Origin of the sequence: Bartonella sp. AA1HLJMS (assembly GCF_042197445.1) — a bacterium.
In the GTDB taxonomy this organism is placed as follows: domain Bacteria; phylum Pseudomonadota; class Alphaproteobacteria; order Rhizobiales; family Rhizobiaceae; genus Bartonella.
Genome location: NZ_JBHIRW010000003.1, coordinates 19158 through 33581 on the forward strand (window position 1 = coordinate 19158; position 14424 = coordinate 33581).

Consider the following 14424-nt stretch of genomic DNA (forward strand, 5'->3'; position numbering starts at 1 on the left):
CTCATTAAGTTTGTTGATCAAGTTTAAAAACGTTTTTCCCTTTCACAAAAGTCTGGATCACGCGTCCTTGAAAACGTGCATTCTCAAAAGGGGTATTTTTTGAACGTGAATAGAGCTTCTCTTTCGAAACAATCCATGGTTCTTCAAGATCAACCACAATAAGGTCTGCATGAGCCCCTTTTTTGAGTGTTCCTGCATTGAGTCCAAAGAGCTTTGCAGGCGCCGTTGACAAAAGTTCCGTTATCCGTAGAAGAGATAGGCTCTCATCATGATAAAGGCGTAAAGCTGCACTCAATAAGGTCTCCATACCAATAGCGCCAACTGCCGCGTCATTAAATGGTAAATGTTTTTTGTCGATACTCTGAGGATCATGAGAAGAGACAATAACATCTATAGTCCCATCCTTTATTGCTTCAATCATTGCTATACGGTCTTCTTCTGTACGCAATGGGGGCATTAAGCGAAAAGAGGTGCGATATTGTCCAATGTCATTTTCATTGAAAGATAAATGATTAATAGATACACCCGCTGAAATCTTCTCACTGCGTTTTTTACCTAAACGGAGTGCATCAACAGAGAGTGCTGTTGATATTTGAGCGGCGTGATAACGTGTTTGCGTTAATACTGCTAATCGCAGATCTCTTTCAAGTGGAATAACTTCTGCTTCGCGAGGGATGCCAGAAAGACCAAGCCAACTGGCAAGCAGTCCTTCATTCATCACACCTTGCCCTGTAAGATCTTTATCTTGCGTTTCATGTATCAATGGAACATCAAAATCACGTGCATAAGTCATTGCACGCCGTATAACAGATGAATTTTGAAGTGTTTTTTTTCCTTCACTAAAAGCAACGGCTCCTGCATCTTTGAGCAAACCAAATTCGGTTATTTCTTGTCCGTTGAAACCTTGTGTGATTGAAGCAACGGGATAAATATTGACCAATGACATTTCCTGTGCTGTATGCGTAATAAATTTAACGAGTGCTACATTATCAATAACTGGATGCGTGTTTGGCATCATAAGAAAGGAAGTAATACCACCTGTTGCGGCCGCGTAACTTGCTGATGTAATTGTTTCACAATGTTCATTTCCTAATTCTTCAACAAAAACGCGCGCATCAACAAGTCCAGGGAGAATTGCTTTGTTTTGTGCGTTAATAACTTCTGCTTCTTCAGGGAATCCCTGATTCAGAGCTTCTTTTCCAGCGGCTATAATTCGTCCATTTTTAACAATAACTGTACCAATTTCATCGATTGCGCGCGAAGGATCAATAATACGAGCATTCTGAAAAACAATTGGTTTTATCATTTTTTTTCTCCACTGATCTTTGTGCGTGAATCTAATAAAGCCTCCATGACAGCCATACGCACTGCAATTCCCATTTCTACTTGTGTATAAATCATACTTTGTGGTCCATCTGCTATATCGGATGCAATCTCTACACCACGGTTTATTGGTCCAGGGTGCAGAATAATAGAATCATTTTTGGCATAGGCTAAATTTTCTTTATGTAAGCCAAAATAATGGAAATATTCACGCGTAGAAGGAATAAAAGAGCCTGTCATCCGTTCATGCTGTAAGCGCAACATCATGATAACGTCAGCATTTTTAAGACCTTCTTTCATCGTGTTAAAAACCTCAACACTCATATGAGCAATTTCTGCGGGTAAGAGTGTTGAGGGAGCAACAGCACGAACACGAGCACCCAAAGCATTGAGACACAGGATATTGGAACGGGCAACACGCGAGTGTAAGATATCTCCGCAAATCGCAACAGTTAATCCTTCAATACGACCTTTTGCCCTTTTAATGGTTAGAGCATCTAATAAAGCTTGGGTTGGATGTTCGTGGGCACCATCACCCGCATTAATAACACAACAATCAACTTTTTGCGCTAATAAAGCTGCCGCTCCTGCACTGTTATGGCGAAAAACCAGTATATCGGGCTTCATCGCATTGAGAGTTGTAGCAGTATCAAGTAATGTTTCTCCCTTTTTTACAGATGAGTTGCCGATCGCAAGACTCATCACGTGTGCACCTAGCCTTTTACCCGCTAATTCAAAAGAAGATTGTGTTCGCGTAGAGGCTTCAAAAAAGAGATTAATTTGAGTCCGTCCATGCAAAGTAGATTTTATTTTATCAATTTTGTTAGAAAGGATAATATTTGCTTCTGCACGATCAAGCAATGTATTAAGATCTTGTACACTCAGATCTTTAATAGCTAAAAGATGTTGATGAGGGAAAAGTGGGAAAAAATTATCTTGCATCATAGCATTCTTCTTTATCTCTCTCTAAACAGGTTAAACAAGCATTTGTTTGAATATGATAAATGTTTCTTAACTCTAAAAAGACAAATAGTCTATGATATGAATGATTTGAATGTAGGAATATACCTATGAGTGCTGTATCTGCGCAAAATACTCGTCGAAAAAATACATTTCTTAGCGATACGCTTATGTTTCGTATTGCTTCTACTTTGCCTAAGTTTTTGTTAGCAAGTTTTGAAGAAATAGGGGATTTTGCCGCGAGTCGAGAAGCATGGAAACTTTCTTGCTTAGCGAATCATTATAAGCCTTTACTATGCTATAATGATGAATGGGGGCAACCAACAGAAAGATTAGAGATCCATTCTTCCTATCAAGCTCTTCAACAATATTCTAGACAAGCAGGTTTGGTTACCTCGCTTTGGGAAAATACGAGCTCAGAAAATGGAGTACGCTATCAAGCGCGTGCGATTCGTTTAGCTTTATCTGCTGGTTTAGAAACAGGACATTTGAATGAAGTTATCATAACGAGTGCAGCTATTGCTGTTTTAATTAGTGATATCGAGCTCTTCAAAAAATGGCAAAATGTACTTTTATCACGCCAATATGATTCCTCATCAAAACCTATTCATCATAAAAAGGCTGCTTCTCTAACTTGTGCATTTGACGATATTGAAAAATACGCTTTCAATTTTCCAAGTGTTAAGAAAATTTCTTTCGATGAAAGTATGGAACGTGATCTATATCGTTTAAATGTTGTAAAAACCAACGTTATTAATCCTACCGCTGACGGATATCTTGTTAGTGCAGATTTAGATGGTCATTTAAGTTGTTTTTTTATTCCACGCATACAAGAAAATGGCGCATTAAATGGATCTATATCGATTCGTCATTTAATTCAGCGTTCTGGAGAACTTTTAACACCAGAGGGGGTTGTCGACTTCCAAGGCAGTTATGGCTGGCTTTTGGGAAATGCTGGAGAAGGGCTTAAAGTTATTAAAGATATCGAGACGATGATGCGTTTCGATCAATCTGTCATATCGGCAGGTGTTTTACGAGCGGCTCTTCAATTTGGTATGGATTTTTTCCGGAAAAAAATGCCCAATCAGCCTTTACCTCCACTGACAGAACGTATTTTTGCAGATATTGCATTAGATATAGCTGCCTCACAAGCATTGGTTTTACGTTTAGCGAGAGCATTTGACAATGCAGCAAATGACCGTTCTGAAGCAGCTTTTGCCCGCATTATGACACCTATTATTGCTTATCATGTAAGTCAATTGGTTGTGCCTATTATTGGTGAAATTATCGCACAACTTGGTATTGAAAGTTTTATAGAGAATAATCCATTATCACAAATGTTGCATAATGGGCCTGCGCGAATTGTGAGAAATAGTTCTGCTAATCAATTGGTAAAGGATGCCATTCTTATTGCTGAAAAAGCACCGGGATTGTTTCAGAAATTGTTGGAAAAAATTGCTCTTGATATTGGACCAGCAGGACCCCGAGCAATTGAAATTATTAAGTCAGCAGGTGATATGGCATCAGCAAATGAAGGTGCAGGAAGATTTTTTGTTGAACAAGTAGCTTATGCAGCAGCAGCAGCAGCATTACGTTCTACAGACATAGAACATGTTGCGAATGCCTATATGGAAAGCCGCCTTGGGGGACAATGGAGATCTTCTTACGGGATGCTCATTGCACGATATAATGCAGGGCATTTGCTCAATGTTCTCTATCCTTCCATATGATGAAAGTTTTGAATTCTATTGAGAGCACCTTGCAATATAAAAGCGGCGGCTGCTGAATCAATACGGCCTGCTCTTTTAGCGCGCGATACATTCATTTCTAAAAGAGACCGTTCCGCAGCAATTGTTGATAAACGTTCGTCCCAAAAAACAAATGGAATTTTTGTATAAGCTTTCATATTACTCACAAAAGCTCTGGTTGCTTGAACACGAGAGCCACTGCTTCCATTCATGTTAAGAGGTAAGCCAATGATAATAACGCCTACATTTTCACGGTCAAAAATTTTAATAAGTCTGTAAGCATCTTCTGTAAATTTTTTTCGCTGTAGTACAGGACGCGGATTTGAGACAGTCAGCCCCCTATCAGAAATCGCAATTCCGATAGTTTTTGTCCCTAAATCTAAGCCTGCTATTGTTTGTCTAGGCAAAAGATGTTTTATAACTTCATCTATATTAATAACAGTCATAAAGGTATAATACGTTTTTTAATGTTTCAGATCTATAGTTATATTCTTTATTCATGTTATCTAATATTCTTGCACTTACAAGTGCAGCCTTGTATAGCCAGAATAAAGATCAAATAAATAAACAAAAAAGCAGAAAGGCGTAAAGAGTATGTCTGTTGATCAAGAGACAGTCAAGCGGATAGCACATTTAGCAAGGATTGCCCTCCACGATGATGAGATAGAACCTGTGACAAAAAAATTCAATGCTATTTTAGGTTTTGTAGAGCAATTGAATGAAGTTGATGTCAGTGGAGTTGAGCCATTAACATCTGTGATGCCGATGACTCTACGAATGCGTGAAGATACTGTTACAGATGGCGATAAAGCAGAAGATATTGTAGCCAATGCCCCTGTTACAGAAGAGAATTTTTTTCTTGTCTCAAAAATTGTTGAGTAACTTTTTATATTTTTGAAATTTGAGAACCAATATGACTGATTTAACAACTCTCACAATTGCGCAAGCTCGTGATGCTTTAATAAAGAAAAATCTCAAAGCAACAGAATTAACGGAAGCTTATTTACAAGCAATAGAATCAGCTAATCCAGTTTTGAATGCTTATGTAACAATAACAGCAGAACAGGCAATGAAAATGGCTGCTGAATCAGATAGTCGCTTAGCGAGAGGGCAGGGAGGGCTTTTGGAAGGAATTCCCTTGGGGATTAAAGATCTTTTTGCAACCTATGGTGTTCATACTCAAGCCTGTTCAAATATCCTTGATGGTTTTAAACCACACTATGAATCAACTGTCACGGCTAATTTATGGCAAGATGGTGCTGTGATGTTAGGAAAACTTAATATGGATGAGTTTGCTATGGGCTCATCCAACGAAACATCATATTATGGTCCTGTTATTAGTCCATGGAGAAAAAAAGGCTCAAATGAAAAACTCGTACCCGGTGGTTCTTCGGGGGGATCCGCAGCCGCTGTTGCTGCACAAATTTGTGCTGGTGCAACTGCAACCGATACAGGTGGCTCAATACGTCAACCAGCAGCTTTTACTGGGACTGTAGGAATAAAGCCAACTTATGGACGTTGTTCGCGATGGGGCGTTGTCGCGTTTGCTTCATCTCTTGATCAAGCTGGACCTGTTGCTAGAGATGTTCGTGATTGTGCTATCTTACTCAGATCAATGGCCTCTTTTGATGAAAAAGATTCTACTTCCGTCAATTTACCAGTTCCTGATTATGAAAGTTATCTTGGTCAATCAATCAAAGGAATGAAAATCGGTATTCCAAAAGAATATCATGTGGATGGAATGTCTCCAGAAATTATTGAGCTTTGGCAAAAAGGAATAAATTGGTTAAAAGAAGCAGGTGCTGAGATTAAAGATATTTCTTTGCCCCATACAAAATATGCTCTACCTTCTTATTACATTATAGCTCCTGCAGAAGCCTCTTCTAATTTAGCGCGTTATGATGGTGTGCGTTTTGGTTTGCGCATGCCTGGAAAAGACATCATTGAGATGTATGAAAATACGCGTTCTGTTGGTTTTGGTGATGAAGTCAAACGGCGCATTCTGGTTGGGACTTATGTTCTTTCATCAGGTTATTATGATGCCTGTTATTTAAGAGCTCAAAAAGTAAGAACACTCGTAAAACGTGATTTTGATCAATGTTTTGCTTCAGGCATTGATGCTATTTTGACACCAGCAACACCAACACCTGCTTTTGGTATTGCTGATGAAAAAATAAAAAATGATGCTGTAGCAATGTATCTTAATGATATTTTTACGGTACCAGTTAATATGGCTGGTTTACCAGGAATTTCTGTTCCTGCTGGTCTGTCATCAAATGGTTTACCTCTAGGATTGCAATTGATTGGTAAACCTTTTTCTGAAGAAGTCATTTTTCAGATAGCGCACATTATTGAACAAGAAGCAGGAATATTCAGTGCAGAAAAATGGTGGATGTAATAGTCAAAATTCACAAAAAAGCATTTCTCATCCTTAATAAGAAATGCTTTTTTAAAAGGTGGAGGGATGAGCTCTATTTCCTTAATTCGTAGTCTTACCCACCAAGATAGGCTTCTTTAACACGCGAATCAGAGAGCATAGTTTTTCCTTCACCGTGAAATAAAATATGTCCTACCTCTAAAATATAAGCATAGTCAGCTATGGAAAGTGCAGCAAATGCATTTTGTTCAATAAGAAGAACAGTTTTTCCCATATCATTAATTTTTCGAATAATCGAAAAAATTTCTCGAACGAGAAGTGGTGCTAACCCCAACGAGGGTTCATCTAATATGACCATATCAGGATTGCTCATGAGTGCACGGCCCACAGCAACCATCTGTTGTTCACCACCTGACATTGTTCCTCCCAACTGTTTTGCTCTTTCACGTAGGCGCGGAAAAAGGTCAAATATCCATTCAATATCACGGGAAATTCCCTGCTTATCGTGACGAATATAAGCGCCTAGATGAAGATTCTCTAAAACAGTGAGATGGGGCATGATACGTCGTCCTTCAGGGCTTAGAGCAATCCCTAATCGCAAAATCTCTTCTGGTGATTTTTTTATAATAGATTTGCCATTATAGGTAATTTCTCCATAAACAGAGCGATTAAGCCCTGTAATAGAACGTACAATACTGCTTTTTCCTGCACCATTGGCTCCAATTAAAGTGACAATACTGCCCCGCTTTATGGACATAGAAAGATTTTGGACAGCTTTAATGGCGCCATAATGAACATAAAGATTTTTTATTTTAAGAATATCCATAAACATCTCCGCCAAGATAAGCTTCAATAACTTTAGGGTTATTACGAATTTCATCTGGTGTACCACTGGCAATGCAACAGCCATATTCCATAACCAAAATATGTTGGCAAAGCCCCATAACCACTTTCATATCGTGCTCAATAAGAAGAATTGTAAGATCAAAGTCTTTTTGCACTTTTGCTATGAATTTTCTAAGATCTTCACTTTCTTGTGGATTCATGCCAGCAACAGGTTCATCAAGAAGAAGCAATTTGGGCTTTGTGGCTAACGCACGCGCAATTTCTAGACGTCGTTGCACACCATAAGGTAAAGCTGTTGCCGATTGATTGGCAAGATGATCAAGTTGTAGCTGTTCAAGGAGCTCCAAGGAATTTTTATAAACTTCCTTCTTTTCTTTTATTGCTTTTGAAAAAAAGAGAGCTGACGAAAACCAAGGATATTTTTGTCGAACATGCGCTCCTACCATAACATTCTGCAAAACCGTTAACCCTGAGAAAAGACGAATATTTTGAAATGTTCTGGCAATATGGCTTCTACAGATAATATAAGGAGACGCTCCAGAAATTTTTTTCTCATCAAAAAGAATGGTGCCGCTTGTAGGAGCATAAAATCCAGAAATCATATTGAAAACTGTTGTTTTTCCAGCACCATTGGGACCAATTAATCCAGTAATACTTCCTCGTTTAATTGCCATATTAACATTATTTACAGCAACTAATCCGCCAAAACGCATTACAATATTATTGAGTGAAAGGATATTGTCGTTCATAGCTTTCTCTCAGTATTAGAAAGCTTTTTGCGTGTCAAAAAGCTATAAATTCCATTCCATGAAAATTCTCGTTGTCCCATTAACCCTTTTCTCCAAAACAAGATAATTACCAGCAATAAAAGAGAAAAAACAACCATACGAAGCCCTGGGGTTTCTGGAATATGTATAAAACCTAAGTCAAATGGACTTTCAATAATACGAAGCCATTCAAGCATGACTGTAATAATAATGCTGCCAATAATACTCCCTGTAATTGAACCGAGACCACCAGCAACAACAATCATTAAAATATTAAAAGTCAGAAGAAAATTAAACATTTTGGGATCAATGGTTGAAATAAGAGCCGCCATTAATGCGCCACCTATACCTGCAAAAAATGCTCCAACAGTAAAGGAAAAACTACGGTAGAAAAAAGCATTTATTCCCATAGTTTTCGCAGCTATTTCATCATCACGAATAGCACGTAATACGTTACCAGTATTACTTTGCAGTAAGAGGACAATAAAGAGAACTGTAAATGCTAGCCAACCATAGTTCCACCATAATGTTGCATTTTGAGGTATTCCTTTGATTCCCAAAGAGCCATTTGTGAGCGATGTTGCGTTCGTAATGACAATGCGAATAATTTCCGCAAAACCTAATGTTGCAATTCCAAGATAATCGCCACCAAGACGCAATATTGGTAAAGCAATTAATAAACCTACAACAGCAGCACACAAACCACTTATAACAACAGCGATAAAAAAAGGTAACTGTAAATGATATAATGGTTCAGCAATAGGCTCAAGAATCCACATCATTTCTTTTTGTTCAGGGGAAAGAAGTAAAATTGCGCAAACATAAGCACCAATAGCCATAAATCCAGCATGTCCAAGAGAAAACATACCTGTGAAACCATAAATCAAATTAAGCGAAATTGCCAATATCGCATTAATAGCAATCAGATTGATGATACGAAGCGTATAGTCATTAAAATGGCTATCAGCATAAAATAAAAAACCTATGAGAACTAAAACACTTATACACGATAAAACAGTTGTCGCTGACTTTGCCATTAGATTTTCTCCTGATTTCTTTTACCCATTAATCCTGTGGGTAATATCAATAGAATCAGAATCAATAAAATGAAAGCGAAGGCATCTCGATACCCAGATAGCGCGGGGAAAAATGCGATAATCATAATTTCAATAAACCCTAATAATAATCCTCCCAACATTGCACCTGGTATCGAACCAATACCTCCGATAACAGCAGCGATAAATGCTTTAAGACCAGGAAGAACACCCATATAAGGCTGAATTTGAGGATAACGTAAAGACCACATAATGCCAGCTATGGCGGCAAGAGCTGAGCCTATTCCAAATGTAAGCGCAATAACTTTATTGACAGACACACCCATCAAACGTGTTGTTTCAATATCATGGGAGATTGCGCGCATAGCAAGACCCGGTTTTGTTTTATGGATAATCCATAACAGTAATAAAATAAGAATTAATGACACAAAGGGAACGATCAGAGACATGGGAGCAATTCTGATGATACCATCTGCTCCTGATCCTAGATGCCATAAAAATGGTGTTACAAGAAAGTCTGGCTGTTGTACACCTTTCGGAACACCACTAAAGAGTACAGTAGCAAGATTTTCAATAAAAAAAGAAACACCAATTGCACCGATAAGTGCCGAAATACGCGGAGCATGGCGTAGAGGTTTATAAGCAAATTGATCAACAGCAACACCCACAGCACTTGTAATAAAAATGGAAAAACAAAGAGCTAAAACCCAAATCGGTGTAAAGTCTTGCGGGGAAATTTTAAAATAATAAACAAATCCTAGCGCAAGAATTAAAAAAGCAGCAATCCAATAAATTGGAGGACGCCTTTTAAAGCCTATAAAGACCGAATAATAAACAAGAGCAGCAAGGAACAAAAGAAGAAAAGCTGCCCACGCAGGCATAAAGCCAATTGTGGAAAAGAAAACAAAGTATGCTCCCAGCATAAAGATATCACCGTGAGCAAAATTAATGAGTCTCAGTATACCGTAGACCATGGTGTAGCCAATAGCAATAAGCCCATAAAGAGATCCCAATGCCAGTGCATTAAAAAAGTACTGGATGAACATTTCAGTGCTCATCTCTCATCCTTCCACATTTGTTAATTTACATAGGACAATAAGAAATTTCTAAGTTTTTGGTTGAGAAAAAAATCCTCAACCAATTCTTGCATTTTAGTAAGTAAAACTTTTTAATTAAAAAGCAGGTTTAACTTCTTCTAAATAAACACGTTTTCCATCCTGTATTTTAATGATACCAATAGGAATTTTAGGATTATGATTTTCATCCATTGACATATCCCCAAAGGGGGTAGGAAAATCTTTTAATTGGCTAAGTGCGATAGTAATTTTTTCACGATCAGTGCTACCAGCATTTTCAATAGCCTTCATGAACATCATATAACTCGTGTATCCCAAAACAGAATTGATATTTGGCTCTTTGTCTGGGTAAGCTTTTTTCCATTCTTTTGTGAATTCTTGCGCAGCTACTGACATATTTGGCATATCCTCACTATAGGGAAGTGTCGTATGTAAGAAACCTTCTGCAGCTTTTCCTGCAATCGTAATGGTTTCTGGATTATCCATAGCATCTCCACCCATAATTTGAAACTTCGCCCCTAATTCTCGTGCTTGTTTCATGATGATAGCACCTTCAGAAAAGTAAGATGGAATGAATAAGATATCAGGTTTCTGGGCGATAATTTGCGTGAGAACAGCTGAAAAGTCCTGATCTCCAGAATTATAATTTAAATTTGAGATAACTTCACCACCTAATTTTTTGAAAGCACGCGTAAAATAACTTGCAAGACCAATGGCATAATCGCTTGAAATATCTTTAAGGATAGCAGCCTTTTTTGCGTGTAAAGTTTGGCTTACATAAGTTGCGATTCCTACTCCTTGATAGGAATCAATAAAGCAAGCACGAAAGTAATATTTTTTACCCTGTGTAACAAGGGGACTTGTTGAGGACGTTGCAATGGTTGGAGTCTTTGCCTTTTCAGATATTTCACCACCTGCTAACGAAAGTGAAGAACCATAGCTACCAATGATTCCACTCACTTTTTCACTTGCTGTTAAACGCATAACAGCATTAGCCGCTTCTACTTTATCAGATTTATTATCAATAATAACAAGTTCCACTTTACGTCCTAAAATTTCTGGAACTTTTTTATGGGCTAATTCTATACCTCTAATTTCAAGCTGCCCTCCAAATGCATTTTGACCACTTAATGGAAGATAAACACCAATCTTAATAGGTTCACTCGCATAAACATTTGCTGTAAATGCCATAAATGCTGTGATTATCGTAAGGATTTTCTTCAATTGCATTGCGCATTTTCCTTAATTGAATTGTCGTTTTTTCACCTTATATTGAACTTCTTCATCATGCAAGTTACACATTAATCAAAATATCATTATGTAAAAAAACTTTGTATATGACCTCTTTTGTAGGGCACTCCTTGTAAGGTATGTAAAGTGTACAATCAAATAGTTTTATAAATATTCATGTTGATATTCTCTGACATTAACATAGAAGATACGACAATGTGGGGAAATCTTATCTTGGGGCTTGCGTGTTGATACAAGAGCAATGTTTACTTAAACCTAGAGAATCAATATCGTACAATTTATAAGCTACAGGATCACGTTATTATGACGAGTAAGGATGCATTAAAGGATTGTTCCCCATCTGAGGATAGTATAGGTGCTTGTGGGGAGATTATCGAAATCAGTGGTGTCATTAAGTGGTTTGATGGTAGTAAGGGGTATGGATTTATTGTACCTGATTTACCTCATTTTCCAGATATATTATTGCATGTTACGGTAATGCGAAGGGATGGTTTTCAAACAGCTTTAGAGGGAGCTAAAGTCATTTGTGCTGTGGAAAAAACTGAACGAGGGTTAAAGTGCGTTCAGGTGAAATCCATAGATTGTTCTTCAGCAATTCATCCATCAGAAGTTCCTGCCCGTACCCATGTTGTTGTTACTCCAGAAAGTGGACTAGAACGAGCAATTGTTAAATGGTTTAATCGTGACAAAGGATACGGTTTTCTTAGCCGAGGGCAAGGAACAGAAGATATTTTTATTCATATGGAAACATTGCGCCGTTTTGGTTTAGCAGAGCTTCGTTCCGGCCAAGTTGTTCTTGTACGTTTTGGTAAAGGAGAAAAAGGTTTAATGACAGCAGAGATTTATCCGGACATAGGCATTCCTTTAGCTACGCATTGAATTTCACGAGTGAAATCAGTGTGTTTTCTATATTTTTAAAGATGGTTATTCCGTAAATTGCTATAGAGGTAGATTTTTAAAGAAAATATGGCTCTCGTTAATCCATAAACCAAATGAAGAAAATTTCGCATATTACGTTGAAAAAACTAGAAAATAACAAGGAAGCAATCCTCTTGTTTTTTGACTTTTAAACTCTGGTACTTTTTATTTTAGAAACAAAATTTAAAATTTTTCTGTGGTGGAGACAAGAATGTTAAAGCCTTTTAAAAAGGGGCATATTGTTTTATTGGTGATGCTTTTTATGTTAGATATGCGTGTTGTTGTAGCAAAGGAGCCCATAGAGATTCCTGTGCATCCGGTTCCTTTAGAAATACATACAAAGCAAGGTCCGGTTTTTTATAAGGTAGAGATTGCTTTTACGCCATCTCAAGCAGCAGCTGGTTTAATGTATCGAACTGATTTTCCACGCGATCGTGCAATGCTCTTTAAGCAGCTAAAAAGTTCTCGATCGGGAGATGAGCAGAAAATTTTTATGTGGATGGCAAATACGCCTTTACCTTTAGATATGATTTTCTTAAACTCTGAGGGAATTATTGTATCGATTATTGAAAATACTTCTCCACTTTCAACAAATACCATTTCATCAGAAGTTCCTGCAGCTTTTGCACTTGAAATTAACGCTGGTGAAGTTTCTAAAAAAAAGATACAAAAAGGACAACGTGTTATTCATCCTGTACTTTGTGGAAAGTGCAATAAAAAATGACCGCTGAAGATATTCGTTTTTTTGAATATAATGGTTTGCGATTTGCTTATCGAGAAGAAGGGCAGGGCGCGCCTATTTTGTTGATCCATGGTTTTGGATCTTCTGCACGGGTGAATTGGTATGCAACGGGTTGGTTTCGTATTCTTACTGAAGCAGGATATCGTGTTATTGCTCTTGATAATCGCGGTCACGGAGATTCAGTTAAAAGTTATGATCCTATCTTTTATACACCTCAAGCTATGGCTGGCGACGCAGTAAAGTTACTGCAGCATTTAGAGTTATCTAAAGCCCATGTTATGGGATATTCTATGGGGGCTCGTATTAGTGCTTTCATGGCTCTTTTGCATCCAACATATGTACACAGTGTTATTTTTGGTGGTTTAGGTATTGGTATGGTGACGGGAGCAGGAAATTGGGAGCCTGTTGCTGAGGCCCTTTTAGCAGAAGATATTTCCACTATTACCAATACGCGCGGTTTAATGTTCCGTAAATTTGCAGATCAAACGAAAAGCGATAGGCGTGCTCTTGCTGCTTGTATCATTACATCAAAACAGGAGTTAACGGCGTCTGAAGTTTACAAAATCAAACAACCAGCACTTGTTGCCGTTGGTTCATTAGATGAAATTGGCGGTGATGCAGAGCCATTGGCAGCCTTGTTGCCTTGTGGTGAAGCTTTATCAATTCCTGATCGAGATCATATGCTTGCTGTAGGCGATAAAGTTTATAAAAAAGGCGTTATCGATTTTCTTTCTCGTTATCCTATAAAATAAGAACTCTTCATAGCTTTTAGAATTTACAGAAATACCCAATATTTTTATTTCGTATAAATTGAAAAAAGCTTATTAAAAAATCTTTTTGTTGTGACGTAAGTTTTTATAAAAAATGAAAAGAAAAATAAACTCTTATTAGCTTATTTTGTATATTTTCCAGAGACGTAATTCTTGTAAGATTAGATAATTATACTTTAAAGGTTATTAAAAAGAATTATTTTCGAATGATGTAATAAATATTTTTTGCTAAAAAATGTAGTTTTAAATAAAAAAATATTTTTATTTATATTTTTTATAAAATAAACAAAATTATAAATTATTGATCAATTTATTCTTACGAATATGCATTTTAAATACAGAGGCTAAAATTGGAGATAAAGTAAAATTATTAAAAATATACAGTTTTTTTGCCATTTTTTAATCTATACGGGTATATTTAATAATGATAGACTCCTTTTGTAAACGTTCTTTATGAATGTATAAAGAACGTTGTGAATATATGTAATATTAAGTAAATATTCAGATTATGCTTTTTTACTGACTTTACAGAATCATAAGAGTGTCTTATTTGCACGACACGCAATTATTTTAATCGTTTCAAAAAAACAG

General features: G+C 37.1%; 14 protein-coding genes. 6 read left to right on the forward strand and 8 right to left on the reverse strand.

Annotated elements, in window-relative coordinates; all coding sequences use genetic code 11:
* Positions 1-4 precede the first annotated feature (4 nt).
* Positions 5-1306, reverse strand: a complete 1302-nt coding sequence (locus ACFIQE_RS01785; RefSeq protein ID WP_375629874.1) for a dihydroorotase — start codon at positions 1304-1306, stop codon at positions 5-7.
* Positions 1303-2268, reverse strand: coding sequence for an aspartate carbamoyltransferase catalytic subunit (locus tag ACFIQE_RS01790; RefSeq protein ID WP_375707220.1), 966 nt, complete (start codon positions 2266-2268; stop codon positions 1303-1305). The genes ACFIQE_RS01785 and ACFIQE_RS01790 overlap by 4 nt, the downstream gene beginning before the upstream one ends.
* Before the next feature lie 125 nt (positions 2269-2393).
* Between ACFIQE_RS01790 and ACFIQE_RS01795 the strand changes: the two genes are divergently transcribed.
* Positions 2394-4013, forward strand: a complete 1620-nt coding sequence (locus tag ACFIQE_RS01795) for an acyl-CoA dehydrogenase family protein (RefSeq protein WP_375621277.1) — start codon at positions 2394-2396, stop codon at positions 4011-4013.
* On the opposite strand, the gene ruvX is transcribed toward ACFIQE_RS01795, so the two are convergent.
* Positions 3998-4477, reverse strand: a complete 480-nt coding sequence (ruvX, locus tag ACFIQE_RS01800; RefSeq protein WP_375673837.1) for a Holliday junction resolvase RuvX — start codon at positions 4475-4477, stop codon at positions 3998-4000. The genes ACFIQE_RS01795 and ruvX overlap by 16 nt on opposite strands.
* A gap of 148 nt (positions 4478-4625) precedes the next feature.
* Here ruvX and gatC point away from each other — a divergent pair, with 148 nt between their 5' ends.
* On the forward strand, positions 4626-4913 hold the full coding sequence (gatC, locus tag ACFIQE_RS01805; RefSeq protein WP_375621275.1) for an Asp-tRNA(Asn)/Glu-tRNA(Gln) amidotransferase subunit GatC: 288 nt from the start codon (positions 4626-4628) through the stop codon (positions 4911-4913).
* 31 nt (positions 4914-4944) lie between these two features.
* Positions 4945-6429, forward strand: coding sequence for an Asp-tRNA(Asn)/Glu-tRNA(Gln) amidotransferase subunit GatA (gatA, locus tag ACFIQE_RS01810; protein WP_375621274.1), 1485 nt, complete (start codon positions 4945-4947; stop codon positions 6427-6429).
* Positions 6430-6523: 94 nt separating this feature from the next.
* On the opposite strand, the gene ACFIQE_RS01815 is transcribed toward gatA, so the two are convergent.
* The 5 genes from ACFIQE_RS01815 to ACFIQE_RS01835 all read right to left on the reverse strand — a co-directional run bounded on the left by ACFIQE_RS01815 (position 6524) and on the right by ACFIQE_RS01835 (position 11382).
* Positions 6524-7234, reverse strand: coding sequence for an ABC transporter ATP-binding protein (locus tag ACFIQE_RS01815; RefSeq protein WP_273791026.1), 711 nt, complete (start codon positions 7232-7234; stop codon positions 6524-6526).
* Positions 7221-8003 carry an ABC transporter ATP-binding protein gene (locus ACFIQE_RS01820; protein ID WP_375621273.1) on the reverse strand — a complete coding sequence of 261 codons (783 nt, stop codon included), beginning with the start codon at positions 8001-8003 and terminating at the stop codon, positions 7221-7223. Before ACFIQE_RS01820 ends, ACFIQE_RS01815 begins: the two co-directional genes overlap by 14 nt.
* A complete protein-coding gene (locus tag ACFIQE_RS01825; protein ID WP_375621272.1) occupies positions 8000-9058 on the reverse strand; it encodes a branched-chain amino acid ABC transporter permease in 1059 nt (352 codons plus the stop codon). Before ACFIQE_RS01825 ends, ACFIQE_RS01820 begins: the two co-directional genes overlap by 4 nt.
* The gene (locus ACFIQE_RS01830; protein WP_375621271.1) at positions 9058-10134 is read right to left on the reverse strand and encodes a branched-chain amino acid ABC transporter permease; all 1077 of its coding nucleotides are present in this window, start codon (positions 10132-10134) and stop codon (positions 9058-9060) included. The genes ACFIQE_RS01825 and ACFIQE_RS01830 overlap by 1 nt, the downstream gene beginning before the upstream one ends.
* Positions 10135-10248: 114 nt before the next feature.
* On the reverse strand, positions 10249-11382 hold the full coding sequence (locus ACFIQE_RS01835) for an ABC transporter substrate-binding protein (RefSeq protein ID WP_375621270.1): 1134 nt from the start codon (positions 11380-11382) through the stop codon (positions 10249-10251).
* Positions 11383-11706: 324 nt separating this feature from the next.
* On the opposite strand from ACFIQE_RS01835, the gene ACFIQE_RS01840 reads away from it, so the two are divergent.
* From ACFIQE_RS01840 to ACFIQE_RS01850, 3 genes are all read left to right on the forward strand, one after another.
* On the forward strand, positions 11707-12282 hold the full coding sequence (locus tag ACFIQE_RS01840) for a cold-shock protein (RefSeq protein ID WP_273791031.1): 576 nt from the start codon (positions 11707-11709) through the stop codon (positions 12280-12282).
* Positions 12283-12532: 250 nt separating this feature from the next.
* Positions 12533-13045, forward strand: a complete 513-nt coding sequence (locus ACFIQE_RS01845; RefSeq protein WP_375621269.1) for a DUF192 domain-containing protein — start codon at positions 12533-12535, stop codon at positions 13043-13045.
* Positions 13042-13815 carry an alpha/beta fold hydrolase gene (locus tag ACFIQE_RS01850; protein ID WP_375611926.1) on the forward strand — a complete coding sequence of 258 codons (774 nt, stop codon included), beginning with the start codon at positions 13042-13044 and terminating at the stop codon, positions 13813-13815. The genes ACFIQE_RS01845 and ACFIQE_RS01850 overlap by 4 nt, the downstream gene beginning before the upstream one ends.
* Positions 13816-14424 lie beyond the last annotated feature (609 nt).